A 24,734-nucleotide genomic window follows, 5' to 3' on the forward strand; every position below is an offset into this window, starting at 1 on the left:
TGCTCCGGGTGATCGGGACGTAAAAAAACCGGGTTGCCCCGGTTTTTTTGTTCACTTGTTCAGCGAATTTTTCTTGGAACTGGTCTGGCGCGGCTTGGCGCGCTTGATGTTGCCGCCGGCGGTGACGCGTTCGTTCCCCTTCAGCATGACCTTGGTGACGCTCGGCTTCTTGGTGCCGCTGGCGCTGGCCTTGACGATGGTGACTTCGCGCATGCCCGGGCCCGATTTGCCGCTGCGTTCCTTGACCGCCTCTTTCTTGGGGCGGTAGAGGACGAGCAGCTTGCCGATGTGCTGGACCGGCGCCGCGTCGAGGTCGGCGCAGATCTGCTCGTACATGGCGACGCGCGCTTCGCGGTCGTCGCCGAACACGCGCACCTTGATCAGGCCGTGTGCATCGAGGCTGGCCGAGATTTCCTTGACGACGGATTCGGTAAGGCCGGCTTCGCCGATCATGACGACTGGATTGAGCCCGTGTGCTTCTGCGCGCAGGGCGCTGCGCTCGGCCGGTGTAAGTTTGATCATAACAATTCTTTTTTGATGTACCTATAAAAGCAGTATTCTACGCGAATGGCCAAGAACAAATTAAACAAAAACTGGTTGCACGACCATATTAACGACCCGTACGTCAAACTGGCCCAGAAAGAAGGCTTCCGCGCCCGCGCCGCCTACAAGCTCAAGGAAATCGACGAGCAGGAAAAGCTGATCAAGCCGGGCCAGGTGGTCGTCGACCTCGGTTGCACTCCGGGCAGCTGGGCGCAGTACACGCGGCGCAAGCTGGCCGGCGCCGACGGCGGCGGCATCAATGGCACCATCATCGGCCTCGACATCCTGCCGATGGAGCCGATCGCGGACGTGCAATATATTCAAGGCGACTTCCGTGAGGAAGAAGTGCTGACGCAGCTCGATGAAGTCCTGTCCGGCCGCAAGGCCGACCTTGTGCTATCCGATATGGCGCCCAATTTGTCGGGTATTAGCCACGCCGATGCGGCGCGCATGGAACATTTGATCGACCTCGCGATCGAATTTTCGCAGCTGCATTTGAAGCCGGGCGGCGGGCTGGTTGTTAAATGTTTTAAAGACATGGGTTTTACACAAATCCTGGAGAAATTCCGGACTGAGTTCAAGACCGTGAAACAGATCAAGCCGAAGGCCAGCCGTGATAAATCGTCCGAGATCTTCCTGCTCGGCCGTGGCCTCAAGAACCCGGCGGCCTGAGGGCAGTGATCCATTGATTAGAGGGTAGAATTTCCCCTTGAAATCTCCACGCGTGCCCATACATCAGCCGCGTGATCCCTCCGGCCCGGCGCCGAGATTTGTATGCAATGTGCTGGCGGGATGTAAAAAGATAGTATTTCGGCACTATTGCCGGCGCCGCGTGGCGGTGTCGGCTTATTGCGAGTAAAATCGGAATACTGAAATCGGTAGAGATGCAATTGCATCGGAGGAGTGCTCGTGAATAATATGTTTTCCAAATCCGCCATCTGGGTGGTCGTCGCGCTGCTGTTGTTCATGCTGTTCAAGCAGTTCGACACCCATAGCGTCGCCGGCGGCAGCAAGACCATCGCTTATTCCGAGCTGCTCGATGAGATCAAACAACGTCGCATCAAGGATGTGACGATCGAAGGCTCGAATATCACCGCCACGCGCAGCGACGATTCCAAGGTGCGCGCGACCGCGACCATCCTGGACCGCGGCCTGATCGGCGACCTGCGCGAAAACGGCGTGCGCTTCGACGTGAAGCCGCCCGAGGAACCATCGTTCCTGCAGCAGGTATTCATTTCGTGGTTCCCGATGCTGCTCCTGATCGGCGTATGGGTGTTCTTCATGCGCCAGATGCAGGGCGGCGGCAAGGGCGGCGCTTTCTCCTTCGGTAAATCGAAGGCGCGCATGCTCGATGAAACCAATAACACCGTCACTTTCGCCGACGTCGCCGGTTGCGACGAAGCGAAAGAAGAAGTCTCGGAAATCGTCGACTTCCTCAAGGATCCGACCAAGTTCCAGAAACTGGGCGGCCGCATTCCTCGCGGCGTGCTGATGGTCGGTCCTCCGGGTACCGGTAAAACCCTGCTGGCGCGCGCCATCGCCGGCGAAGCCAAGGTGCCGTTCTTCTCGATCTCGGGTTCCGACTTCGTCGAGATGTTCGTCGGCGTCGGTGCGTCGCGTGTTCGCGACATGTTCGAGAACGCCAAGAAGCATTCGCCTTGCATCATCTTCATCGACGAGATCGACGCGGTCGGTCGTCACCGTGGCGCCGGCATGGGCGGCGGCAACGACGAGCGCGAACAGACGCTGAACCAGCTGCTGGTCGAGATGGACGGCTTCGAAGCCCAGTCGGGCGTGATCGTGATCGCCGCCACCAACCGCGCCGACGTGCTCGATAAGGCGCTGCTGCGTCCGGGCCGTTTCGACCGCCAGGTGATGGTGGGCCTGCCGGACATCCGCGGCCGCGAACAAATCCTCAACGTGCACATGCGTAAAGTGCCGATCGGCACCGACGTCAAGGCCGACATCCTGGCGCGCGGCACCCCGGGCTTCTCGGGCGCCGACCTGGCCAACCTGGTCAACGAAGCCGCGCTGTTCGCCGCACGCCGCAGCAAGCGCCTGGTCGAGATGATCGACTTCGAAGACGCCAAGGACAAGATCTATATGGGTCCGGAGCGCAAGTCGATGGTCATGCGCGAAGAAGAGCGCCGCAACACGGCTTACCACGAGTCGGGCCACGCGGTGGTCGCCAAGCTGCTGCCGAAGGCCGATCCGGTGCACAAGGTCACGATCATGCCGCGCGGCTATGCGCTGGGCCTGACCTGGCAGCTGCCGGAACACGACAGCCTGTCCGGTTACAAGGACAAGATGCTCGAGGAAATCTCGATCCTGTTCGGCGGCCGTATTGCTGAAGAGATCTTTGTCGGCCAAATGTCGACCGGCGCCTCGAACGACTTCGCCCGCGCGACCAAGCTGGCACGCTCGATGGTGACCCGCTTCGGCATGTCCGACAGCATGGGCGTGATGGTCTACGAAGACAGCGAGAACGACGGCTTCTTCGGCGGCGCCACCAAGACCATTTCGGAAGCAACGCAGCAAAAGGTCGACGCCGAGATCCGCGCCATCCTCGACACGCAGTACGCGCTGGCACGGCGTCTGCTGGAAGAGAACCGCGAAAAGGTCGAGATGATGACCAAGGCGCTGCTCGACTGGGAAACCATCGATTCCGAGCAGATCAACGACATCATGGCCGGCCGCGAGCCGCGCCAGCCGAAGACCGTGCTGACCAAGCGCACGCCGCCGGGCGACAGCGGCTCGGGCGGTGTGGCGCCGAATGCCACCGCACCGGCCTGACGCTGTCTCTCCCATCAAAGGCACCCGTCAGGGTGCCTTTTTTGTTTTGCAAAAAGCTGGGGTCAGGTCTGACATTCGGACACGAGCTCAACCTTTAAATACATTTATTGTCGAGGCCGTGTCTGATTGTCAGACCTGACCCCGATGTGCTTTCATGACCAAGAAACTGCAATGTGGCCACTTCAGCTTCGCGCTGGAGGGGGCTGAATCTGCCTATCCAGTGGTGATGGGCATCCTGAACATTACCCCCGATTCCTTTTCCGACGGCGGCCGCTACCAGGGCCTCGAATTCGCGCTGACCCATGCCGAGACCATGATCCGGGACGGCGCCGCGATGATCGACATCGGCGGCGAATCGACCCGCCCCGGCTCGCCCAGCGTACCGCTCGACGAAGAACTGCGGCGCGTGATGCCGACCCTGTACGCGCTGCGCACGCTCGACGTCGCGCTGTCGGTCGACACCTGCAAGCCCGACGTCATGCGCGAGGCGCTGATCGCCGGCGCCGACATGATCAACGACATCAACGCGTTCCGTGCGCCGGGCGCCATCGAGGCGGTGCAGGACAGCGATTGCGGCCTGTGCATCATGCACATGCAGGCCACGCCAGAAACCATGCAGCAGGCGCCGCAGTACGACGACGTGGTGGGGGAGGTGATCGCTTTTCTGCGCGAGCGCGTCGATGCATTGAGCGCGGCCGGTATCGAGCGCGAGCGCATCTGCGTCGACCCCGGCTTCGGCTTCGGCAAGACGGTCGAACACAACTACGCCTTGCTGCACGGATTGCAGCGCATGCGCGACGAGCTCGGCCTGCCGGTGCTGGCCGGCATGTCGCGCAAGTCCATGATCGGCGCCGTCACCGGACGTCCGGTCGAGCAGCGGGTGGCCGGCAGCATCGGCGCGGCATTGGCTGCGGTAGCGCATGGCGCTAGAATCGTGCGTGTGCATGATGTGGCAGAGACTGTCGATGCCCTGAAGGTGTGGCATGCGGCGATGCATCCACCCTCGGTCCTGTAAAAACGTTTCAATAAGAGAAAAGAGAACTAGATGGCACGGAAATATTTCGGCACCGATGGCGTGCGCGGCACGGTGGGCGTGGCGCCAATTACTCCTGAATTCGTGATGCGTCTCGGCTACGCCGCCGGCACCGTCCTGGCCAAGGGCCGCAAGTCGAGCAGCGGCCGTCCGGTCGTCCTGATCGGCAAGGACACCCGCATCTCGGGCTATATGCTCGAAGCGGCGCTGGAAGCCGGCCTGTCCGCCGCCGGCGTCGATTCGATGCTGGCTGGCCCGATGCCGACCCCGGCCATCGCCTACCTGACCCGCGCGCTGCGCCTGCAGGCCGGCGTCGTGATCTCGGCCTCGCACAATCCCTTCCAGGACAACGGCATCAAGTTCTTCTCGGAACACGGCACCAAGCTGCCGGACGCCGTCGAGCTCGAGATCGAAGAAGCGATCGACCAGCCGATGGGCTGCGTCGCTTCCGACAAGCTCGGCCGCGCGACCCGCCTGCGCGACGCCCAGGGCCGCTACATCGAATTCTGCAAGAGCACCTTCCCGAACGAACTCGACCTGCGCGGCCTGAAGATCGTGGTCGACAGCGCCCACGGCGCCGCCTACAACATCGCGCCGCACGTGTTCCACGAACTCGGCGCCGAAGTCATCTCGATCGGCGCCCAGCCGGACGGCTTCAATATCAATGCCGGCTTCGGCGCCACCGCGCCGAAGGCGCTGTCCGAAGCCGTGGTGGCCAACAAGGCCGACCTCGGCATCGCGCTGGACGGCGACGCCGACCGCCTGATCATGGTCGACGCCAATGGACGCGTCTACAACGGCGACGAGCTGCTGTACGTGATGGTGCGCGACCGCATGAGCACCGGTCCGGTGGCGGGCGCGGTCGGCACCCTGATGACGAATATGGCGCTCGAAGTCGCCTTCAAGCAGATGGGCATCGGCTTCGCGCGCGCCAAGGTCGGCGACCGCTACGTGCTCGAGGTCATGAAAGAGCGCGGCTGGCTGTTCGGCGGCGAAGGCTCGGGCCACCTGCTGGCGCTTGACAAGCACAGCACCGGCGACGGCATCGTGTCGGCGCTACAAGTGCTGTCGGCCCTGGTGCGCGGCAATAAATCGCTGGCGGAATGCTGCAGCGAGCTGCAACTGTTCCCGCAAACGCTGATCAACAAGAAGGTCACGCCGGGCTTCGACTGGACCAGCGACCAGGCCCTGGTGGCCGAGAAGGAGGCGGTCGAGCGCGAACTGGGCGACAACGGCCGCGTGCTGATCCGGGCGTCCGGCACCGAACCGCTGATCCGCGTGATGGTGGAAGCGAAAGAGGCGGCCGTGGCCGAAAGCATGGCGCGCCGCATCGCGGACAAGCTGGTGGCCTGATCGAAGCGCCAGTCCGGCAAGATGCAGGCCGGACTGGCGCTCGGCACCGTCATCGCGTATAATGTTTCTCACGGCGGAGTGTAGCGCAGCCCGGTAGCGCACCTGGTTTGGGACCAGGGGGTCCAAGGTTCGAATCCTTGTACTCCGACCAAAAGATTCATCAAGACAGGCTGTCCTAGGACGGCCTGTTTTGTTTTTAGCGCTGCTATGGTTTGCTACGGCAACGAGCCTGGCCTTATTGCAAGCAGGATGCTTGCGGTTTATAGTAGCGCTCTTCCAAGATCCGCCCTTAGCTCAGTTGGATAGAGCAACGGCCTTCTAAGCCGTGGGTCGGGGGTTCGATTCCCTCAGGGCGGGCCAATCACATCGCGCATACGAACGCCGTCAATCGGCGTAGGCCCCCGCCTTCTTGTAGATCGGCCCCCACTTGTCGATCTCCGCTTTCAGATGCGTGCGCAAGCCTTCCGGCGTGGCCTTCTCGGCCGGGACCGGTTCCGTTCCGAGCTCGGCGAACCGGGCCTTCACGTTGGGATCCTTCAGCGCCTCGCGCAGGGCCGTCCCGAGCCGGTCGACCACGGCCTTCGGCGTTCCCTTGGGCGCATACATGCCGTGCCACACATACATTTCGAAGCCGGCGATGCCTTGCTCGGCCAGGGTCGGCAGCTGCGGCAGCGAGGCGATGCGCGCCTTGGTGGTCGCGCCATACACCTTGACCTTGCCGGTCTTGATGTAGGACGTGGTCGAGGTGGTCTGGTCGCACAGCAGGTCGATCTGGCCGCCCAGCAGGTCGTTCATCGCCGGGGCCGTGCCCTTGTAGGGCACCGTGGTGAGCGGCGTGCCGATGGCGCTCAGGAACAGCATGCCGCACTGGTGCGAGACGGCGCCGAGCCCGGCATTGCCCATGGTCAGCTTGTCCTTGTTGGCCTTGATATAGGTGAGCAGTTCGGGCAGGGTGTTCGGCGCCAGGTTCTTGCGCGCCAGCAGCACCATCGGCACGTCGGCCACCTGGCCCACGTATTCGAAATCCGTCATCGGATTGAAGGCCAGCTTGCGGTACAGCGCCGGACTGGTGCTCATGCCATTGTGGTGCAGCAAGATGGTATAGCCATCGGGCGCGGCCCGCGCCACCTTGCCCGCGGCGATCGTGCCGCCGGCGCCGGTGGCGTTCTCGACCACGACCGACTGGCCGAGCGACTTCGCCATGGTCTGGCCGAGGATGCGGCCGATGACGTCGGTCGGCCCGCCGGCCGAGAAGGGAATGATCATCGTGATTGCCCGGGCCGGGTAATCGGCCGCGTGGGCGCCGGCGGCGGCCAGCGTCAGGCCGGCAAACATCAGTTTTTTCAGCATCGTCGTCTCCTGTGCTCGTTGTGACGGGTGGTCCCGTTGTTTTGAACCATCCTAAGAGCTTATGGGAGGGCGCACGAAATACCTTTTTGTGATGCCAGCATCAGGGAACGGCATAGCTCGTTTCAGCGTCCGATCCAGGCCGCGCCCGGCCAGGCCTGCTGGTCGACCATCTCCTTCATCAGCGCGGTCAGGATGGGGGCCGCGGCGGCGCTGGCCGGGGAGGGCCGGCGCGCGGCGGCGCGCGCCAGCACGATGCGGCGCGACAGGTCCGGCGTGCCGACCGGGGCGCCGGAGAGCGTTCCTGCCTGCAGTTCTTCCAGCACGGCCGAGGTGGGCAGGATCGTGTAGCCGAAGCCCTTGGCCACGAGCGACTTCTGCAGGTCCAGCGCATTGGTCTCGGCGACGACGTCGACGCTGATGCCGGCCACCGCCAGCGCGTGCTCGATGATGCTGCGCAGCCCGTGCGACGCGTTCGGCATCACCATCGGCCGGTCCTTGAGCCCTTTCAAGGGAAACGGTTCGTTTCCCGTGAATTCACCCGGCGGGCCGAGCACGTACAGGCGCTCGTCGACCAGCGCCTCGGCCTGCAGGCCGTTGGACGAGCGCGTGTCGTACAGCAGGGCCAGTTCGATGTCGCCCGCTTCCAGCCACTGGAGCACATTGCCGGCATAGCCGACGGTGATGCTGACCGTCACCGCCGGGTAGCGGGCGCGCACCCGCGCCACCAGCTCGCCGGCCAGCAGCCGGCTGGTGCTGGCCAGCAGGCCGATCGTCAAGCGCCCGGAGACGCTCGTGGTCGCCGGCCCGATCTCGGCGCGCGCCTTGTCCAGCTCGCGCAGCGCGCGGCGCCCATACTCGACCAGGGTGCGGCCGGCGTCGGTCAGCACCATGCCGTGACGCTCGCGCTCGAACAGCGGCACGCCGCATTCTTCTTCCAGCAGCCGGATGTGGCGCGAGACGGCCGGCTGGACCAGGTGGAGCAGTTCGCCTGCGCGGGTGGCGCTGCCGGTCTCGGCGATCGCGATCAGGGTGCGGATCTGCTTGATGTCCATGAACGTTCCGGTAATGGATGAGCCATCAACATATGCTCTTTCACGCGGCTTGGCAATCGCGATTCATGATGGCCACAGCTATCGCGGCGCGTGATGGAGGAATCACGTTTTTCTATTTCTACGGGCAATCCATTCAAATCTATGATGAGTCATCCGATTCCTTTCACGGCGAACGATGACTACCAACGAATTCGATGCAAGCCTGCTCCAGCAGTGGACAGGCAAGACCGAAGTGCTGCACGATGTGCTGCGGCCCGACGCGGTGGCGGCCCTGGCCGCCACGCTGGACTATCCGGACGCGCCCGCCCAGGGCGAGGCGCTGCCGCCCCTGTGGCACTGGATTTACTTCCACGCGATCGCCCAGCAGTCGCAGCTGGGCGACGACGGTCACCCGAAACGGGGCGGCTTCCTGCCGCCGGTGCCGCTGCCGCGGCGCATGTGGGCGGGCGGCCGTTTCGAGTTCCATGCGCCGGCGCGGATCGGCGAGCTCGTGACGCGCACCTCGACCATCCGCAGCGTGCAGGCCAAGGAAGGCGCCAGCGGCAGCCTGGTGTTCGTCACCGTGCGGCATGACATCCGCCAGGGCGGGGCGCCGGTCATCACCGAGGAACACGACATCGTCTACCGCGACCTGCCCGCGCCCGGCGCGGCAGCGCCGGCGCCCCGGCCGGCCCCGGCCGACGCGCGCTGGTCGCGCACCATCCACCCCGATCCGGTGCTGCTGTTTCGCTATTCGGCCCTGACCTTCAACGGCCATCGCATCCACTACGACCGCAGCTACGTCACCGGGGTGGAAGGCTATCCCGGCCTGATCGTGCACGGCCCGCTCATCGCCACGCTGCTGGTCGACCTGGTGCGGCGCGAGCTGCCGGGCGCGGACATCGCGCGCTTCAGCTTCCGCGCCGTCAGTCCGCTGTTCGATACCGCGCCGTTCGCGGTCTGCGGCAAGCCGGGACCGGACGGCAAGACCATTTCCCTATGGGCGCAGAACGACCGGGGCGAACTCGCCATGCAGGCCGAGGCGACCCTGCGCTGAGCGCATCATCCCTACACTATCCAGGAGACCCACATGATCCACTTGGAACTGCCGCACCAGGATATCCGCGATGCGGTCCGCTCGCTGTGCGAAGAATTTCCGCCGGAGTACTTTCGCAAGATCGACGAAGAGCGCGGCTATCCCGCGCAGTTCGTCGACGCGCTGACGCAGGCCGGCTGGATGGCCGCCCTGATCCCGCAGGAATACGGCGGTTCCGGCCTCGGCCTGACCGAAGCCTCCGTCATCATGGAAGAGATCAACCGCGCCGGCGGCAACTCCGGCGCCTGCCATGGCCAGATGTACAATATGGGCACCTTGCTGCGCCACGGTTCGGCGGCCCAGAAGGAACGCTACCTGCCGCAGATCGCCAGCGGCGCGCTGCGCCTGCAGTCGATGGCGGTCACCGAGCCGACCGCCGGCACCGACACCACCAAGATCAAGACCACGGCCGTGCGCAAGGGCGACCGCTATGTCGTCAATGGCCAGAAGGTCTGGATCTCGCGGGTGCAGCACTCCGACCTGATGATCCTGCTGGCGCGCACCACGCCGCTGGCCGAGGTGACCAAAAAATCCGAGGGCATGTCGATCTTCATCGTCGACCTGCGCGAAGCGATCGGCAAGGGCCTGGCGGTGCAGCCGATCCTCAATATGGTCAACCACGAGACCAACGAGCTGTTCTTCGAGAACCTCGAGATCCCGGTCGAGAACCTGATCGGCGAAGAGGGCAAGGGGTTCAAGTACATCCTCGACGGCCTGAACGCGGAGCGCACCCTGATCGCCGCCGAATGCATCGGCGACGGCTACTGGTTCATCGACAAGGTCACCAACTATGTGAACGAGCGCGTCGTGTTCGGACGCCCGATCGGCCAGAACCAGGGCGTGCAGTTCCCGATCGCCAAGGCCTTCGTCAACATCGAGGCGGCCAACCTGATGCGCTACCAGGCCTGCGCGCTGTTCGACGCCAATCAGCCCTGCGGCGCCCAGGCGAACATGGCCAAGATGCTGGCCGCCGACGCCTCGTGGGAAGCGGCCAACGCCTGCCTGCAGTTCCACGGCGGCTTCGGCTTCGCCGCCGAATACGACGTCGAGCGCAAGTTCCGCGAGACGCGCTTGTACCAGGTCGCGCCGATCTCGACCAACATGATCCTGTCGTACGTGGCCGAACACGTGCTCGGCCTGCCGCGTTCGTACTAGGAGACTGATCATGCGACCTCTGGATGGCATCACCGTCGTCACCCTGGAACACGCGATCGCCGCGCCGTTCTGCACCCGCCAGCTGGCCGACCTGGGCGCCCGCGTGATCAAGGTCGAGCGGCCCGGCGTGGGCGACTTCGCGCGCGCCTACGACACGCGCGCGCGCGGCATGGCCTCGCATTTCGTCTGGACCAACCGCTCCAAGGAGAGCCTGACGCTGGACGTCAAGCACCGCCAGGCCGCGCCGATCCTCGAGGGGCTGCTGGCCGGGGCCGACGTCCTGGTGCAGAACCTGGCGCCGGGCGCGGCGGCGCGCCTGGGCCTGTCGTGGGAAGCCTTGAAGGAGCGCTTTCCGCGCCTGATCGTGTGCGACATCTCGGGCTATGGCGCCGACGGCCCCTACCGCGACAAGAAGGCCTACGACCTGCTGATCCAGAGCGAATCGGGCTTCCTGTCGATCACCGGTTCGCCCGACGAGCCGGCCAAGGCCGGCTGCTCGATCGCCGACATCGCGGCCGGCATGTACGCCTACACGAACATCCTGGCCGCCATGATCCAGCGCGGGCGCACGGGCGAGGGCGCCCACATCGATGTCTCCATGCTCGAGAGCATGGCCGAGTGGATGAATTACCCGCTGTATTACGCGATCGACGGCGCCGCGCCGCCGCCGCGCGCCGGCGCGGCTCACGCCACCATCTATCCGTATGGGCCGTTCCCGGTCGGCGACGGCAAGACCGTCATGCTGGGGCTGCAGAACGAACGCGAGTGGGAACAGTTCTGCGCCAAAGTGTTGCGCCAGCCCGAACTGGCCGCGGATGCGCGCTTCGCCTCGAACGCGGCGCGCAACGGGGCGCGCCAGGAACTGCGCGCCATCATCGTCGACGTGTTCGCGCAGCTGACCGCCGAGCAGGTGGTCGCGCGCCTCGACGAGGCGCAGATCGCGAACGCCCACATGAACGATATGCACGACCTCTGGCGGCACCCGCAACTGGCGGCGCGCGGACGCTGGGTCGACGTCGGCATCCCGGACGGCGCGATCCCGGCGCTGCTGCCGCCGGCGGTCCCGAACACCTGGCAGGCGCGCATGGACCCGGTGCCGGCGCTGGGCGAACATACCGAGGCGATCCTGTCCGGGCTCGGCTACGCCAGCGCCGACATCGCCGCCCTGCGCGCCGAGCGCGCCATCTGAATACAGCAATAAAAAGGAAGAACATGAGCGACCACCCAAGCCAGGCGCTTGCCGCCTTTGCCGCCCAGCTGCGCTACGAAGACATCCCGCCGGCCGTCATGGCGCGCGCCGAAGACCTGATGCTCGACTGGTTCGGATCGGCGCTGGCTGGCAGGAACGGCCGGCCGGTCCAGTGCATCGAATCGTTCGCGCGCACGATGGGGGCCGGCCCCGGCGGCGGCGCCGAAGTGCTGATCTCGCGCCGCACCACGACGCCGCTGTTCGCCGCAATGGTCAATGCCGCGTCCTCGCACTACGCCGAGCAGGACGACGTGCACAACGGTTCGGTGTTCCACCCGGCCACCGTGGTGTTCCCGGCCGTGCTGGCCGTGGCCCAGGCGAACGGCGCCAGCGGACGCGAGCTAATGACGGCGGCGGTGGCCGGCTACGAAGTCGGCATCCGCGTCGGCGAGTTCCTCGGCCGCTCGCACTACCGGACCTTCCATACCACCGGCACCGCCGGCACCGTCGCCGCGGCGGCCGCCGTCGGCCGCCTGCTGGGCCTGACGCCCGAGCGCATGCTGGATGCCTTCGGTTCGGCCGGCACGCAAGCGGCCGGACTGTGGGAATTCCTGCGCGACGCCGCCGATTCGAAGCAGCTGCACACCGCCAAGGCCGCGAGCGACGGCCTGATGGCCGCGTATCTGGCGGCCGAGGGCTTCACCGGCGCGCGCCGGATCCTGGAGGGCAAGCAGGGCATGGCGGCCGGCATGTCGCATGACGCCGATCCGGCGCGGCTCACCAATGGCCTGGGCACGCGCTGGGCGACGGCCGAAACTTCGTTCAAGTTCCACGCCTCGTGCCGCCACACGCACCCGGCGGCCGACGCGCTGCTGCAGGTGATCGTCGCCGAAGACCTGCGCCCGGAGCAGATCGCCGCCGTGACGGCCCACGTGCACCAGGGCGCGCTCGACGTGCTCGGCCCGGTGGTCGATCCGCGCACGGTCCACCAGGCGAAATTCTCGATGGGGACGGTGCTGGGCCTGATCGCGCAGTTCCGCAGCGCCGGCCTGAACGAATTCGACGAGGCCTACGCCGACCCGCGCATCGTGGCCTTGCGCGACAAGGTGACGATGGCGCTGGACGACGAGGTGGACGGCGCCTACCCGGCGCGCTGGATCGGCAAGGTGACGGTGACGACCACCGACGCTCGGGTGCTGAGGGCGCGGGTCGACGAACCGAAGGGCGACCCGGGCAATACCCTGAGCCGGCGCGAGCTGGAAGACAAGGCACTGCGGCTGGCGCGTTTCAGCGCCGCCGCGACTGACGACGAGATGCGCGCCGTGTTCGAGCGCATCTGGCACATCGGCCGCACGCCGGTCGTCGGCCACTTCCTCGCGCCCGGAGAGACGCGATGAACCCGCCAGCCCCATTGCCCCGGTCTTACCTGTTCGTGCCCGGCAACCGCCCGGAGCGCTTCGACAAGGCGTACGCGGCCGGCGCCGACGCCGTGATCGTCGACCTCGAGGACGCGGTGCCGTTCGCCGACAAGGCGGCCGCGCGCGAGGCCGTCGCCGCCTGGTTGTCGGCGCAGAAGCCGGTGCTGGTGCGCATCAACGGCGCCGACACCGACTGGTTCGCCGACGACCTGGCCCTGTGCCGCATGCCCGGCGTGGCCGGCGTGGTGCTGCCGAAGGCCGAGCAGGCCGGCGACATCGCGCGCCTGCGCGCGGCCGGGGCCACGGCGGTGCTGCCGCTGATCGAAAGCGCGGCCGGGATCGACCATCTGCGCGCGATCGCCGCGGCGCGCGGCGTGCAGCGCCTGATGTTCGGCTCGATCGATTTCCAGCTCGACCTGGGCATCCCGGGCGAACGCGAAGAGCTGCTGTTCTTCCGTTCGCAACTGGTGCTGGCTTCGCGTCTGGCCGGGCTCGCGGCGCCGGTCGATGGCGTCAGCACGGCGCTCGACGACGCCGAGCGGCTGGCCGACGATGCCCGGCATGCGCGCCAGATGGGATTCGGCGCCAAGCTGTGCATCCATCCGAAGCAGGTCGACGCCGTGAACCGCTGCTTCACGCCCGGCGCGCACGAGCTGGCGTGGGCCGGGCGGGTGCTGGAGGCGGCGGCGCACGCCGACGGCGCCGCGGTGGCCCTGGACGGCAAGATGATCGACCGGCCCGTGATCCTGCGCGCGCAAGCCATCGTCGACGCCCATGCGCTGCGCGCGGGGCTGGCGGAGCCCGTCAGCTCACGATGAATTCGTAACCGGCCTGCAGCGAACCGATGACCTTGACCTGGTTTTCCGGGCTTTCGCTGAAGCCCACCAGCATGTCGGCCACGGTGATCGTCTTGCTGTCCAGCGCCTGCTTCCAGTAGGCGAATCCTTCGGCGTCGGGCGCACGGTCGAGCACGTTCGCATAGAGCAGGGTGACGATGTCGGCATTGGTCGCCGCCGCGCCGGCCAGCTTGCCGAACTCGGCCGAGTGGACGAAAGCGTCCGCCACCGCGTGCAGGCTCGTGCCGTCACCCATCCGGCCGATCCAGTAGCCGAGTCCAGCCTTGTCCGGCGTGCGGTCGAAGGCCGCCTGGTACAGGCGATAGGCCTCGGCCGGAAAGCCCGTGGTCTCGTAGGAGATATGATCGCCGCCCTCGAAGGACAGCCGCTCGACGTTGCGCAGCGTGTCGATCCCATCGAGGCCCAGCAGGTCGGTGACCGTGATGGCGCCGTCCTTCCCGCTCACCGTGTATTCCTCGCGATAGCCTTCCAGCACGAAGGTGTCGATGCCGGCGCCGCCGTCGACGATGTCGTCCGAGCGCGTGCCGTACAGCATGTCGTGGCCGGCGCCGCCGACGATGGTATTGGTGATCGGATAGACCGGCGCCCGGTCTTCGTAGACGTTCACGCTGGCGTAGGTGTCGTAGTAGTCCTGGCTCCAGGCGGCGTCGATGTAGTACCAGCCGGTATAGGGGGCGACGAACGAGGCGTAGTCATAGCCGTAGGCGCCGCTGCCGTCGTCGCTGGCGATTTCCTTGCCCAGGTCGTCGAATACGCGCATGACGACCGGGTCGAAGTAACTGCCGCTCTGCACCGTGTAAGCCATGCCCCTGGTGGCGTGGAAGACGAAGATATCGTCCTGGCCGGCATACGGGTCATGGGTGCCGAAGTGGGCGGTGCGCCCATAGTGCTGGCCGAGCTGCGGGTCGTGCACCGGCCGCAGCTCGAGGCGCCAGGCCCAGTCCATCTCGGACGGCGTCAGGGTGTACTGGTGATCCTGGGAATAGTTCGACATGATGGACCTCGCGCGATGTGAGGTCTTCATTGTATGGCTGGGCTATTCCGGTAATGTGTGCAAATAGTGTCGCTTTGTAACGGCGGCGCCTCAATTGCAAGCATGTCTTTCAACGTATGCATGCGAAGGCGCCGCCCCTGTCGTCACACCGTGCTGGCGGCCTCGACGCCCGCCTCGGCCCAGGCATGCATCGCGCGGCGCAGCAGCCGGCGCTCGCGGTGGTCGATCACGCTGTCGGCGCGCACGATCTCGAGCATGCCTTTCAGGACCGTGGCGCGCAGCAGCTCGTCCTGCACCTCGTCGAGCAGGCGGTCGATCGTCGCGGGTTCGATCTCGACCATGCCGCCCTCGCGGTCGGCGCTCGTCGCCAGCAGGTCCTGGGTCAGCTCGCCCGCCGTGTCGTCGAAGGTGTCTTCGCTCACCCGCAACGCCCCGAGCACGCCGCTGCGGTGCAGGCTCTTGAGCTCCTGCGGCGCGATGCGGCCGTCGACGATCATGGCCAGCGCCAGCAGGCGGCACATGGCTTTCGGGCTGTTGGTGGGGTAACTTCTCATTGTATTCCTCGCTTCAAAAGAACTGGGAGTCATCAATATACGGCGCTGCAAAACGAAAGTAAAATCGAATAATCTTTCGAAATCATTCCGTTTTTTGGTGGTATTAAATGATCAATTACAAGCACCTGCAATATTTTCATGCCGTCGCGACGGTGGGCAGCGTCGCGCGCGCCGCGGAGCAATTGCACGTGTCCCCACAGGCGATCAGCACCCAGTTGCAGGTGCTGGAAGACCAGCTTGGCGAGGAATTGCTGCGCAAGAAGGGACGTGGGCTGGCGCTGACCGAGGCCGGCAAGACGGTGCTGCGCTATGCCGACCAGATCTTCAGCCTCGGCAACGAATTGGAACAGGCGGTGCGGCGCGGCGTGTTCACGGAGACCGAAACCCTGCGCGTCGGCCTGTGCGACGTGATCGCCAAGACGATGGCCTTTCGCCTGCTGCAGCCGGCGCGCGATGCCGGCCTGGCCATGCACCTGGTGTGCAGGGAAGGGCGCTTCGCCGACCTGATGGAAGACCTGAGCGCGCACCGGCTCGACCTGCTGATCTCGGACCAGGGCCTGCCGCCTGGCGGCGCGGTGCGCGGCCACAGCCACCTGCTGGGATCGAGCACGGTGACGGTGGTGGCGCATCCCGAGGTCTGCCGGCGCTGGGCCGGGCCATTCCCGCAACGCCTGAAGGATGCGCCGTTCCTGATGCCGGGCGAGGATGCGGCCCTGCACAGCCAGCTCAGGGCCTGGCTCGAGGCGCATGGATTGCGGCCGATCGTGGTGGGCGAGTTCGACGACGGCGCCTTGCTCGGTTCCTTCGCCGGCGCGGGCGCCGGCTTCATGGTGGCGCCGACCGTGCTGGCGGACGCGCTGTGCGCGCAGTATGGACTGGAGCAGGTGGGCGTGATCGATTCGATCGTCGAGCAGATCTATGCGGTGACGGTCGAGCGGCGCGTGCACCATCCGGCGTTGCGGCGGATACTGGAGCGGGCCGCGAGTGCCTTTGGCGACCGAGCCGCCTAGAACGGCGGCGCGGCGTCGTCAGGCGGCGCGAGGTCAAGGTCGATCGTTTGTTCGACCATGCCGGCCAGGTCGAGTTCGGCCAGCAGCTGATGCGTATCGAATGCCGCATACGCCCGCGACGGTCTTGCGCGCGGCGCCGCCAGCATGATCGGCAGGCGCGGGAACCAGGGCCCGAGCCGCGCCAGCAGCGCGTCCCCGACGCCGGGCCGCAGGCAGTCGGGGTCGGCGAAGACGAGCGCGATGCGGACGCCGCGCACGGTGACGATGCCGCCTGTGAGTCTCAAATGCGGTCGCTTTCCTTGCGCACCACGCGCCCGATGACGATGCATTCGCCGCCCTGGCACAGCTTGCGGTGGTACTTGCGCCCGTCGACGTTGTCGGAGGTGAGCCACCACTGGCCGGCATCGCGCGCCAGGCGCTTGACCACGGCTTCGCCCTCGTAGTTGAAGGCGTACACGGCGCCGTCGACCAGCTTGGTGTCGAGCGTGTTGATGACCACGATGTCGCCCGCGTACAGCGAGGGCTCCATGCTCTCGCCCTTGACGTAGATGGCGATCAGGTGCGACGGGTTGTACTGGTTGCGCTCGATCCAGGTGCGGCGCATGCCGAGCGTGCCGCCGTCGCGCCGTTCGGGCTCGGTCTGGTAGCCGGTGATGCCGGCCGACAGCCGCAGCTTGACCATCGGGATCTGTACGAAGCCGTCGTCGTCGCCTTCGGCCGCCACGACCCGCAGGGCATTGCTCACCCCTCCGTGGGGCGGCGCGTCGGTCGCGGGCGCGCCCGACATGGGCGCCAGGATTTCCGGCGGCAGGCTGCGGCCGGTGACCCGCGAAATGGCGAGCAGCTGCTTCAGGTTCGGGCTGTGCTTTTCGTTTTCCCAGTGCGAGATATTGGCCTTGGTGTTGCCGCGCTCGGTGCCGAGTTCGAGCGCCAGCCGCGCGCCGAGCGCCGTGCCGGACAGGCCGGCGGCGGTGCGCGCTTCTCTCACCCAGCCTGCAATCATCGTTTGGAGATCCATATCGCCATGGTATAGGAAAACTATACGCAAGAGTATAGTTTTTATTTACTGATGTGGTATAGTTTTCCTAAACTTTCATTCACCGCGTTGACGTGGCTCAGGGACCATCACGGTTCCCCATGCGCCGCTTCAGGGCGAAGCACGGGGGACACGATGATCATTGATACTTACCTGCGCCTTCTCGGCGCCGCCCAGGCCACGCCGCTGACGCTGGCGGACCTGGGCATCCTGGTCGGCATCCTGACCGGCTTGCTGGGGGCGCTCGTCAACCTGGTGTACACCTGGCGCAAGGACCGCCGCGAGCAGCGCGAAAGCGACGCCGCGTGGGCCCGGCGCCGCCAGGAAAAGTGACGGCGCGACACCCGTCGCCCGGGCATGGTCGCTGTAGAATAGCGGGCCGCACTGACATCGATTCCGGAGCACGTTCGTTCATGGTTTTCCTCACCGTCCCCTATGCCGAGAAGGACGCCGCCAAGGCGCTCGGCGCCCGTTGGAACCCGACCCGCAAACGCTGGTACGTGCCGGACGGCGTGGCCACCGAGCCGTTCGCCAAGTGGCTCGACGGCGCGCCCGGCGGGGACGCCCCGTCCGCGAAGCCGGGCCGGGTCGACAGCTACCAGGGCAAGACCGTGGTCGGCCTGCACTACATCGAACTGGCGCACGACTGCAATCCGATGCAGGCTTGCCCCAGCTGCATGGAGCAGCTGGCCGGCACGCCCTGGGCCCAGGCGCAAGCCGGGCTGCGGGCGCTGGTCGGCGCGCTGCCGGGCACATCGAGCAAGTGAGCGGCGCCGCCCGGGCCTTCGTGTTAACGTGAAGGCAGGCGGACCGGCTGGTTCGCAGCCACCCGGAGATCCTTCATGCGCTTGCCCCGCCTGCTGTTCACCACCATCTTCCTGACCGCACTGTGCGGCCTCGCCGCCGGCGCCCAGGCCCAGGCGCCGGACACCCGACAGCAAGGGCAGGTGTCGACGCTGCAGCTTCCGGCAGGCGAGGGCGCGCTCGACGCGGCGCAGGGCAGCGTGCAGTTCATCGGCACGGCGACCGTGCTGATCCGCTACCAGGGCTTCACCATCCTGACCGATCCCAATTTTTTGCACAAGGGCGACCACGTGCACCTGGGCTATGGCTTGACTTCCGAACGGAAGACGAATCCGGCGATCGCTTTCGACGATCTCCCACCCATTGACCTGGTGGTGCTGTCGCATTTTCACGGCGACCACTTCGACCAGCTGGTGCAGAAACGCCTGAATCGTGCGGTGCCCATCGTCAGCACCCGCCAGGCCGCGGCCAGTCTCGAGAAACTGGGATTCACCCGCGTGACCGGACTGAGTCCGTGGGACCGGCTGGACGTCTCGAAAGGCGAGGCGCGCCTGCGGGTGACGGCCACGCCCGGCCGCCACGGACCGGCCGGCGTGGCCGCGCTGCTGCCCAAGGTGATGGGTTCGGTGCTCGACTTCGGGGCGGATCCGGCGGCGCCCGACTACCGCATGTACATCAGTGGCGATACGCTGGTGATCGACGACATCAAGACCGTGCCGGAACGCTTTCCCGGCATCGACCTGGCCTTGCTGCACCTGGGCGGCACGCGTATCCTGGGCGTCGTCAAGGTCACCATGGACGGCAAGGACGGCGTGCGCATGATGCAGGTGGTGCGCCCCAAAAAGACCATCCCGATCCACTATAACGACTATGACGTCTTCAAGTCGCCGCTCGAGGACTTCGCGCGCGAGGTGAAGGCCGCGGGACTCGAACAGGAAGTGGTGTACCTGGCACACGGCGAAACGTATACGTTCACCAGGGCGAAGCGCTGAGCACGAGCTTTTTCGCCACAGGGCGGATTTGAATCGTGCGCGTCTCGCGTTACTGCTGAGTAAACGCTAAGATGCCAGCTTGACAATATTGCTCAAGCGATGACATGACCAAAGCGACCGCTGGCAGGCGCGGATACGACCAGGCACGCAGTGACCGGCGCCTGGGCGTGGGCATTGTCATGTCGGTCGTGCTGCACGGCCTGTTGCTGTCGCTGCAGTTCGGTGTTCCCGGCCTCGACTTTGGCGGCGGGGGACCGATCAACGTCACCCTGGCGCCTTCCCCGGCAGCGCCGCCGGCGACCGCGCCGATTCTCCCATTGCCTGAAACGCCGGCGCCGCTTGCGCCACCCACGACGCCTGCGCCACCGTCGGCCCCGGCCCCGGCGCCGGCGCGCGGCCTGCGCCTGGTCGACCCACCGCCCCCGCCACCGCCGCCGCCGCCGATCGTCCAGGCCGAGGCGCGTCCACCGGCCCAGGCCCGGCGGCCGAAGCGCACCAAGCCGCCCGCGCCGAAGCGCAGGCTGCGCGAGGTGCCGCCCCCGGTGATCGTGGCCGCCCCGGATCCGGATCCGGAATCGGAATTTACCGTTCCCGTGCCCTTGCCGGACGTCGTCCCTGAACCGGCGCTCGATGCGCCGGCGCTGGCCGACGCGGTCGCACAAGAACCGCCGGCGGAGCCGGCCGAGTTGCCCGACCCGGGTCCGGATCTCGTTGCGCAGGCGGCCGAGGAAGAACGCCAGCGCCTGTCGGCAGAGCAGCAGGAGCTGGAACGGCTGGCCCAGGCCGAGCGTGACGCCGCCGAGCGCCTGGCGCAGGAAAGGGTCGAACAGGAGCGGCTGGAACAGGAGCGGCGCGAGCAGGAGCGCCGTGTGGCCGACGACGAAGCCCGGATCGCGCAACTGCGCGAGGCCGAGCGTTTGCAGGCCCGGGAACAGGCCGCGCGCGAGCAGGCCGAGCAGCGGCTGGCGCAGCAGGCCGCCGAGCAGGCGCTGCATGAGCGGATGCAAGAACAGGCGCTGGCGCGCCAGCGCGCCGAAGAAGACGCGCTGCGCCAGGCGCAGATACAGGAACAGGAGCAGGAGCGCGCACGCCAGGTGGCGCAACAGCAGGCGGAGCAGCAAGCGCAACAGCAGGCGCAACAGCAAGCGCAACAGCAAGCGGAGCAGCGGGCGCGCGCCGAGGCCGAACGCCTGGCCCGCCAGCAGGCGGAAGACGCGGCGCGCCAGGCGGCGGCGCAGCGGATGCAGGCACAGGCGCCCGCTCCCGGCGCGGGCGCGGCGGCCATGGAATCGATGCCCGTCGGGCCGGGGCAGGGCGCGGGGCGTGGCGCCGGCAGCGGCGGCGGCAGCCAGCCCGGCGCCGGATCGCTGGCCGGCTTGCCCGGCAATCGCGCGCGTGAGCTGCTGCGCGGCGTGACCATCCCCAACGTGAATGCGCCCGCCACGCCGGCCGAGCGCGCCATGGGCGGGCGCCGGGTGCTGGCCGACGGCGGCGAGCGTGACGCGCCGCTGCGCCTCTATGTCGACAGCGTGCGCCAGAAGCTGGAGCGCAACGCGGTGCTGGGAGGCGCGCGCCTGTCGCTGCACGACGTGCGCATCGATCCCCTGGTCAGCGTGTCGCTGCGCAGCGACGGCAGCATCGACGACGTCACCATCATCCGATCGAGCGGGCGGGCCGACATGGACGACGCGGTGCGCCGCTTCGTGCGCCTGAATGCCCGCTATTCCGCGTTTCCGCCGAATGTCGCCGCACGATTCGACATCATCGAGATCCGCCGCATCTGGCGCTTCGCCGATGGGCTCAAGCTGATCGAAGAGATGCGCTGAGCCCTGTGCGAAGCCCGCCACGCAGTTGCCCGTCGCACCCGACCTGACGCCGCCGTTCGCCATTTGATGCGCTGCAAAGCCAAGCCCGATGGACGCCGTACTCTGAACTGAATCGTTCACCTACTGCGACTATTTTTGATAGGCAACAATCATGGCTCGGCTTCGTTCAGTTGCAATAAGGGATTTGTTGCGGGTTCTACGGTGTGGACCGCAGTCGCCTCGCGCGCCAGTGTCTGCGTTCACCATCGCCCTGCTGCTTGCGCTATGTCTCGCCCTGTCGGCCTGTGCGACCGGCATCGGGTTCGGCGACGCAGCGCGCTCCGGCGGTCCCGGCAATGCGTCGGCGCCCACCGCCGAGCTGATCACCGAAACCCTGATCGAGCAAGAGCGCGCGGCGCAGGCCAGCGTCGCCCGGCAAGACCTCACACCGCTGTTCGTGTCCCGGCCGCCGCCTTACACCATCGGGCGCGGCGACATCCTGTCGATCGTGGTCTGGGACCATCCCGAGCTGGCCGCCGGCGGCATGACCATGGCCACCTCGGCGGCCGACAGCGGCGTCGTCCAGCCGAACGCGACGCCGCCCGGCTTCGTCGTCGACCACCAGGGGCGCATCCAGTTCCCCCTGATCGGCCTGCTCAGCATCGACGGCAAGACCGAGGAAGAAGCGCGCGCCCTGCTCACCGGCAAGCTCGCGCGCTATATCGCCAATCCGAACGTCACCCTGCGCGTGCAGGCCTACCGCAGCCGCCGCGTGTATGTCGACGGCGAGGTGCGCACGCCCGGCCTGCAGGCGATCGACGACATCCCGATGACGCTGGTCGAGGCGCTGAACCGCGCCGGCGGCATGCAGCCGGCGGCCGACCAGAGCCGCATCGTGATCGAGCGTGGCGACGACCGCTACCACGTCAACCTGCGCGAACTGGTGCAGAAGGGCGTCAATCCGGGCGCCATCCTGCTGGCCCATGGCGACGTCGTGCGCGTGCATTCGCGCGAGGAGAGCAAGGTGTTCGTGTCGGGCGAGGTGATCTCGCCGAAGGCGCTCACCATGCACGACGGCCGCCTCACGCTCAACGAAGCGCTGGGCGAGACCGGCGGCATCAGCCCCCTGAGCGGCGACGCGCGCCAGGTGTACGTGGTGCGCAAGGCGCAAGACCGCACGCGCGTGTTCCGGCTCGACGCGCGCGACTCCGGCGCGCTGGCGATGGCCGAGACCTTCGAGCTGCGGCCCAAGGACGTCGTCTACGTCGCCGCCTCGCCGCTGGCGAACTGGAACCGCCACCTGAGCCTGCTGTTCCCTGGCGCGTTGACGAATGCCGTCGGCGTCACGAATCGTCCCTGAGCAGCTGCCACCGCTGTCCCGAGGAGTCTCGCCATGACCAGCCCGCACGAGGCGCATTCGCTGAAACAGGTCTCGCACAGCCCGCCGGTGCTGTCGGTGCCGTTCGACCCACGCCCGCCCGAACCGTTGCCAGAAGAATCCACGGTCGACCTGAAAGGCTATCTCAATACCCTGTACGACAGCCGCTGGCTGATCGGCAGCATCACGGCGATCATCACGATCGTCGCCGTGCTGTATGCGCTGGTGGCCAACCCGGTCTACGAAGCGAACCTGATGATCCACGTCGAGGAAGAAAGTCCGAACGCCTCGAAGAACATCCTGAGCGAGGCGTCGTCGCTGTTCGAGACCAAGAAGGCGGCGATCGCCGAAATGGAGTTGCTGCGCTCGCGCATGGTGGTTTCGCGCGCGGTCGACAACCTGCAGCTGTACGTGGAGGTGCAGCCGAAGTACTTCCCGGTGCTGGGCTCGTGGTTCGCGAACCAGAACGGCGGCGCGCTGTCCAAGCCCGGGCTGTTCGGCTATGGCGGCTTCGTCTGGGGTGGCGAGCGCGCCGCGGTATCGGTCTTCGAAGTCCCCGACAATTGGCTCAACCGCGAGTTCGTGATCACCGCGCGCGCCAACAACCGCTATCGCTTTTCCGGAGGCGGCCAGCGCATCGCCTTCGACGCCAGCGTCGGCCAGCGCTACCGGGTGCAGACGCCGGACGGGCTGGTCGAGATCAAGGTCGACCGGCTGGTGGCCAATCCCGGCGCGCGCTTCAAGATCAAGCGCAAGTCGCGCCTGGGCACGATCCAGGGCATCCAGCGCTCCATGGTCATCACGGAGCAGGGCAAGCAGTCGGGCGTGATCGAGGTCAAGATGCAGGGCCAGGACGCCGACCGCATCAACAGCCTGCTGAGCGAGATCGGCCGTGAATACATGCGCCAGAACCTGGCGCGCAAGACCGAGGAAGCCGAGAAGTCGCTGGCTTTCCTGAACCAGCAACTGCCGATCCTGAAACGCCAGCTGGAGCAATCCGAAGACCGCTATAACCAGTTCCGCAATGCCCACGGCACGGTCGACCTGCGCGAAGAAGCGCGCATGAGCCTGGCGCAGGCGGCGGCCGCGCGTGCGCGCCGCATGGAACTGAGGCAGAAAAAGACCGAATTGCTGGCCCGCTTCACCGAAGACCATCCGGTGGTCGCCGCCGTCAATCGCCAGCGGCGCGAGGTCGATGCCGAGATCGAGGCGATCGCGGCCCGCATCCGCACCCTGCCGGTGATGGAGCAGGACGAGGCGCGCCTGACCCGCGACATCAAGGTCAACACCGACCTCTACACGGCCCTGTCGAACACGGCCCAGCAGCTGCGCCTGATCTCGGTTGGCCGGGTCAGCAACGTGCGCCTGGTCGATGCGCCGATCGAGCCCGAGCGGCCGATCAAGCCGAACCGGCCGCTGATCGTGGCGCTGGCGGTGGTCACCGGCCTGTTCCTCGGCACCCTGATCGCCTTCACCCGCAAGGCCATGCGCGGCGGGATCGACGACCCGGCCAAGATCGAGCGGCTGCTGCGGGCGCGGGTCGTGTATGCCTCCATTCCGCACAGCGGCAATGAGGACAAGCTCATGCGCAAGGTCAAGCCGGACGGCGGCCTGCCGCTGCTTGCCCAGGTCTTGCCCGAAGACCCCGCCGTCGAGAGCCTGCGCAGCTTCCGCGCCGCCTTGCGCTTTTCCATGCCGCACTTCAAGAACAACGTGGTCATGATCGCCGGCCCCACGCGCGGGCTGGGCAAATCCTTCGTGACCGCCAATTTCGCGGCGGTGATGGCGGCCAGCGGCATGCGCGTACTGCTGATCGACGCCGACCTGCGCAACGGGCACCTGCACCGCTACTTCGGCGTCGATCGCTCGCGCGGCCTGTCGCGGGCAATCGTGGGCGCCATGCCGGTCGACGAGGTCATCCACCGGAGCGTGCTCGATAACCTGGACTTCATTCCGACCGGAGAGTTGCCGACCAACCGTTCTGAGTTCCTGCTGCAACTGAACCTTGGTAATCTGCTCGAGCTGGTCAGTGAGCGCTACGACCTGGTGTTGCTCGACCCGCCGCCATTGCTGGCGGTGGCCGATGCGCTCATCATCGGCACCCATGCCGGCGCCGTGTTCATCGTGGCCCGCTCGGGTGTGACGACCGAGAACCACATCAACGAGTCGATCAAGCGCCTCAACCATGCCGGCATCTCGCCGCGCGGGGTGCTGTTCAACGACATGGCGCTGCGTCTGGGCGAATATCGCTCGCAGTACGGGACGGCGCAATTGGGGTACGCGGCCTGAGGGCGAGGGCAAGGGCAAGGGCAAGGGGGAGAGCGAGGGCGGCCGGCGTCCGGT

Annotated in this window: 23 protein-coding genes and 2 tRNA genes; 18 read left to right on the plus strand and 7 right to left on the minus strand. The window is 66.6% G+C overall.

Annotated features, from left to right (window positions below; genetic code table 11):
* Positions 1 to 51: 51 nt before the first annotated feature.
* On the minus strand, positions 52 to 522 hold the full coding sequence (yhbY, locus tag ABIB42_RS11795; protein ID WP_071363244.1) for a ribosome assembly RNA-binding protein YhbY: 471 nt from the start codon (positions 520 to 522) through the stop codon (positions 52 to 54).
* A gap of 45 nt (positions 523 to 567) precedes the next feature.
* On the opposite strand from yhbY, the gene ABIB42_RS11800 reads away from it, so the two are divergent.
* The 6 genes from ABIB42_RS11800 to ABIB42_RS11825 all read left to right on the plus strand — a co-directional run bounded on the left by ABIB42_RS11800 (position 568) and on the right by ABIB42_RS11825 (position 6,082).
* The gene (locus ABIB42_RS11800; RefSeq protein WP_005669762.1) at positions 568 to 1,215 is read left to right on the plus strand and encodes an RlmE family RNA methyltransferase; all 648 of its coding nucleotides are present in this window, start codon (positions 568 to 570) and stop codon (positions 1,213 to 1,215) included.
* Between the two features lie 237 nt (positions 1,216 to 1,452).
* On the plus strand, positions 1,453 to 3,336 hold the full coding sequence (ftsH, locus tag ABIB42_RS11805) for an ATP-dependent zinc metalloprotease FtsH (protein WP_005669764.1): 1,884 nt from the start codon (positions 1,453 to 1,455) through the stop codon (positions 3,334 to 3,336).
* A gap of 154 nt (positions 3,337 to 3,490) precedes the next feature.
* Positions 3,491 to 4,351 (plus strand): dihydropteroate synthase, encoded by an 861-nt coding sequence (gene folP, locus ABIB42_RS11810; RefSeq protein ID WP_005669766.1) that lies wholly within the window; start codon positions 3,491 to 3,493, stop codon positions 4,349 to 4,351.
* Between the two features lie 30 nt (positions 4,352 to 4,381).
* Positions 4,382 to 5,722 (plus strand): phosphoglucosamine mutase, encoded by a 1,341-nt coding sequence (gene glmM / locus ABIB42_RS11815; RefSeq protein WP_429248398.1) that lies wholly within the window; start codon positions 4,382 to 4,384, stop codon positions 5,720 to 5,722.
* Positions 5,723 to 5,796: 74 nt separating this feature from the next.
* Positions 5,797 to 5,873: transfer RNA gene (locus ABIB42_RS11820), tRNA-Pro, on the plus strand.
* A 132-nt stretch (positions 5,874 to 6,005) separates the two neighbouring features.
* A tRNA-Arg gene (locus ABIB42_RS11825) sits at positions 6,006 to 6,082 on the plus strand.
* A 24-nt stretch (positions 6,083 to 6,106) separates the two neighbouring features.
* Here the strand turns inward: ABIB42_RS11825 and ABIB42_RS11830 are convergent.
* Positions 6,107 to 7,072, minus strand: a complete 966-nt coding sequence (locus ABIB42_RS11830; RefSeq protein WP_071363240.1) for a tripartite tricarboxylate transporter substrate binding protein BugD — start codon at positions 7,070 to 7,072, stop codon at positions 6,107 to 6,109.
* Between the two features lie 122 nt (positions 7,073 to 7,194).
* On the minus strand, positions 7,195 to 8,124 hold the full coding sequence (locus ABIB42_RS11835) for a LysR family transcriptional regulator (protein ID WP_071363239.1): 930 nt from the start codon (positions 8,122 to 8,124) through the stop codon (positions 7,195 to 7,197).
* Between the two features lie 175 nt (positions 8,125 to 8,299).
* Here ABIB42_RS11835 and ABIB42_RS11840 point away from each other — a divergent pair, with 175 nt between their 5' ends.
* The 5 genes from ABIB42_RS11840 to ABIB42_RS11860 are packed head-to-tail and all read left to right on the plus strand — an operon-like array spanning position 8,300 to position 13,779.
* Positions 8,300 to 9,160 carry an FAS1-like dehydratase domain-containing protein gene (locus tag ABIB42_RS11840; protein ID WP_005669773.1) on the plus strand — a complete coding sequence of 287 codons (861 nt, stop codon included), beginning with the start codon at positions 8,300 to 8,302 and terminating at the stop codon, positions 9,158 to 9,160.
* 33 nt (positions 9,161 to 9,193) lie between these two features.
* Positions 9,194 to 10,354 carry an acyl-CoA dehydrogenase family protein gene (locus ABIB42_RS11845; protein ID WP_429248399.1) on the plus strand — a complete coding sequence of 387 codons (1,161 nt, stop codon included), beginning with the start codon at positions 9,194 to 9,196 and terminating at the stop codon, positions 10,352 to 10,354.
* 10 nt (positions 10,355 to 10,364) lie between these two features.
* Positions 10,365 to 11,543: a CaiB/BaiF CoA transferase family protein gene (locus ABIB42_RS11850; protein ID WP_429248400.1), complete on the plus strand. Its 1,179-nt coding sequence runs from the start codon at positions 10,365 to 10,367 to the stop codon at positions 11,541 to 11,543.
* Between the two features lie 23 nt (positions 11,544 to 11,566).
* A complete protein-coding gene (locus tag ABIB42_RS11855; RefSeq protein WP_005669779.1) occupies positions 11,567 to 12,940 on the plus strand; it encodes an MmgE/PrpD family protein in 1,374 nt (457 codons plus the stop codon).
* The gene (locus ABIB42_RS11860; protein ID WP_005669781.1) at positions 12,937 to 13,779 is read left to right on the plus strand and encodes an HpcH/HpaI aldolase/citrate lyase family protein; all 843 of its coding nucleotides are present in this window, start codon (positions 12,937 to 12,939) and stop codon (positions 13,777 to 13,779) included. The genes ABIB42_RS11855 and ABIB42_RS11860 overlap by 4 nt, the downstream gene beginning before the upstream one ends.
* Here the strand turns inward: ABIB42_RS11860 and ABIB42_RS11865 are convergent.
* Positions 13,766 to 14,812, minus strand: coding sequence for a DUF4214 domain-containing protein (locus tag ABIB42_RS11865; RefSeq protein ID WP_005669783.1), 1,047 nt, complete (start codon positions 14,810 to 14,812; stop codon positions 13,766 to 13,768). The genes ABIB42_RS11860 and ABIB42_RS11865 overlap by 14 nt on opposite strands.
* 143 nt (positions 14,813 to 14,955) lie before the next feature.
* The gene (locus ABIB42_RS11870) at positions 14,956 to 15,366 is read right to left on the minus strand and encodes a TerB family tellurite resistance protein (protein WP_005669785.1); all 411 of its coding nucleotides are present in this window, start codon (positions 15,364 to 15,366) and stop codon (positions 14,956 to 14,958) included.
* A gap of 107 nt (positions 15,367 to 15,473) precedes the next feature.
* Here ABIB42_RS11870 and ABIB42_RS11875 point away from each other — a divergent pair, with 107 nt between their 5' ends.
* Positions 15,474 to 16,376, plus strand: coding sequence for a LysR family transcriptional regulator (locus tag ABIB42_RS11875; RefSeq protein WP_005669787.1), 903 nt, complete (start codon positions 15,474 to 15,476; stop codon positions 16,374 to 16,376).
* Here ABIB42_RS11875 and ABIB42_RS11880 read toward each other — a convergent pair.
* Both ABIB42_RS11880 and ABIB42_RS11885 read right to left on the minus strand, forming a co-directional pair.
* Positions 16,373 to 16,660 carry a hypothetical protein gene (locus ABIB42_RS11880; protein ID WP_005669789.1) on the minus strand — a complete coding sequence of 96 codons (288 nt, stop codon included), beginning with the start codon at positions 16,658 to 16,660 and terminating at the stop codon, positions 16,373 to 16,375. The two genes, ABIB42_RS11875 and ABIB42_RS11880, sit on opposite strands and share 4 nt — an antisense overlap.
* The gene (locus ABIB42_RS11885; protein ID WP_229409903.1) at positions 16,657 to 17,364 is read right to left on the minus strand and encodes a S24 family peptidase; all 708 of its coding nucleotides are present in this window, start codon (positions 17,362 to 17,364) and stop codon (positions 16,657 to 16,659) included. The genes ABIB42_RS11880 and ABIB42_RS11885 overlap by 4 nt, the downstream gene beginning before the upstream one ends.
* Before the next feature lie 183 nt (positions 17,365 to 17,547).
* Between ABIB42_RS11885 and ABIB42_RS11890 the strand changes: the two genes are divergently transcribed.
* The 6 genes from ABIB42_RS11890 (at position 17,548) to ABIB42_RS11915 (ending at position 24,680) form a co-directional block, all read left to right on the plus strand.
* Entirely contained in the window at positions 17,548 to 17,745 is a 198-nt protein-coding gene (locus ABIB42_RS11890) for a hypothetical protein (protein WP_005669793.1), read from the plus strand.
* Between the two features lie 80 nt (positions 17,746 to 17,825).
* Positions 17,826 to 18,179: a DUF5710 domain-containing protein gene (locus ABIB42_RS11895; protein WP_005669795.1), complete on the plus strand. Its 354-nt coding sequence runs from the start codon at positions 17,826 to 17,828 to the stop codon at positions 18,177 to 18,179.
* Between the two features lie 75 nt (positions 18,180 to 18,254).
* Complete coding sequence (locus tag ABIB42_RS11900) at positions 18,255 to 19,208, plus strand: MBL fold metallo-hydrolase (protein WP_005669797.1); 954 nt, start codon at positions 18,255 to 18,257, stop codon at positions 19,206 to 19,208.
* Between the two features lie 104 nt (positions 19,209 to 19,312).
* Positions 19,313 to 21,034, plus strand: a complete 1,722-nt coding sequence (gene tolA, locus ABIB42_RS11905; RefSeq protein WP_429248401.1) for a cell envelope integrity protein TolA — start codon at positions 19,313 to 19,315, stop codon at positions 21,032 to 21,034.
* A gap of 229 nt (positions 21,035 to 21,263) precedes the next feature.
* Positions 21,264 to 22,373, plus strand: a complete 1,110-nt coding sequence (locus tag ABIB42_RS11910) for a polysaccharide biosynthesis/export family protein (protein WP_040777683.1) — start codon at positions 21,264 to 21,266, stop codon at positions 22,371 to 22,373.
* A gap of 33 nt (positions 22,374 to 22,406) precedes the next feature.
* Entirely contained in the window at positions 22,407 to 24,680 is a 2,274-nt protein-coding gene (locus ABIB42_RS11915; protein ID WP_429248402.1) for a polysaccharide biosynthesis tyrosine autokinase, read from the plus strand.
* Positions 24,681 to 24,734: the final 54 nt, after the last annotated feature.

This window comes from Massilia sp. UYP32, assembly GCF_050434365.1.
Taxonomy (GTDB): Bacteria; Pseudomonadota; Gammaproteobacteria; order Burkholderiales; family Burkholderiaceae_D; genus Telluria; species Telluria timonae.

What these genes read in the sequence shown, in the direction of transcription:
- yhbY (WP_071363244.1), bottom strand. Translation starts at nt 522, where the DNA reads ATGATCAAACTTACACCGGCCGAGCGCAGCGCCCTGCGCGCAGAAGCA.
- ABIB42_RS11800 (WP_005669762.1), top strand. Translation starts at nt 568, where the DNA reads ATGGCCAAGAACAAATTAAACAAAAACTGGTTGCACGACCATATTAAC.
- folP (WP_005669766.1), top strand. Translation starts at nt 3,491, where the DNA reads ATGACCAAGAAACTGCAATGTGGCCACTTCAGCTTCGCGCTGGAGGGG.
- glmM (WP_429248398.1), top strand. Translation starts at nt 4,382, where the DNA reads ATGGCACGGAAATATTTCGGCACCGATGGCGTGCGCGGCACGGTGGGC.
- ABIB42_RS11830 (WP_071363240.1), bottom strand. Translation starts at nt 7,072, where the DNA reads ATGCTGAAAAAACTGATGTTTGCCGGCCTGACGCTGGCCGCCGCCGGC.
- ABIB42_RS11835 (WP_071363239.1), bottom strand. Translation starts at nt 8,124, where the DNA reads ATGGACATCAAGCAGATCCGCACCCTGATCGCGATCGCCGAGACCGGC.
- ABIB42_RS11840 (WP_005669773.1), top strand. Translation starts at nt 8,300, where the DNA reads ATGACTACCAACGAATTCGATGCAAGCCTGCTCCAGCAGTGGACAGGC.
- ABIB42_RS11845 (WP_429248399.1), top strand. Translation starts at nt 9,194, where the DNA reads ATGATCCACTTGGAACTGCCGCACCAGGATATCCGCGATGCGGTCCGC.
- ABIB42_RS11850 (WP_429248400.1), top strand. Translation starts at nt 10,365, where the DNA reads ATGCGACCTCTGGATGGCATCACCGTCGTCACCCTGGAACACGCGATC.
- ABIB42_RS11855 (WP_005669779.1), top strand. Translation starts at nt 11,567, where the DNA reads ATGAGCGACCACCCAAGCCAGGCGCTTGCCGCCTTTGCCGCCCAGCTG.
- ABIB42_RS11860 (WP_005669781.1), top strand. Translation starts at nt 12,937, where the DNA reads ATGAACCCGCCAGCCCCATTGCCCCGGTCTTACCTGTTCGTGCCCGGC.
- ABIB42_RS11865 (WP_005669783.1), bottom strand. Translation starts at nt 14,812, where the DNA reads ATGTCGAACTATTCCCAGGATCACCAGTACACCCTGACGCCGTCCGAG.
- ABIB42_RS11870 (WP_005669785.1), bottom strand. Translation starts at nt 15,366, where the DNA reads ATGAGAAGTTACCCCACCAACAGCCCGAAAGCCATGTGCCGCCTGCTG.
- ABIB42_RS11875 (WP_005669787.1), top strand. Translation starts at nt 15,474, where the DNA reads ATGATCAATTACAAGCACCTGCAATATTTTCATGCCGTCGCGACGGTG.
- ABIB42_RS11890 (WP_005669793.1), top strand. Translation starts at nt 17,548, where the DNA reads ATGATCATTGATACTTACCTGCGCCTTCTCGGCGCCGCCCAGGCCACG.
- ABIB42_RS11895 (WP_005669795.1), top strand. Translation starts at nt 17,826, where the DNA reads ATGGTTTTCCTCACCGTCCCCTATGCCGAGAAGGACGCCGCCAAGGCG.
- ABIB42_RS11900 (WP_005669797.1), top strand. Translation starts at nt 18,255, where the DNA reads ATGCGCTTGCCCCGCCTGCTGTTCACCACCATCTTCCTGACCGCACTG.
- tolA (WP_429248401.1), top strand. Translation starts at nt 19,313, where the DNA reads ATGACCAAAGCGACCGCTGGCAGGCGCGGATACGACCAGGCACGCAGT.
- ABIB42_RS11915 (WP_429248402.1), top strand. Translation starts at nt 22,407, where the DNA reads ATGACCAGCCCGCACGAGGCGCATTCGCTGAAACAGGTCTCGCACAGC.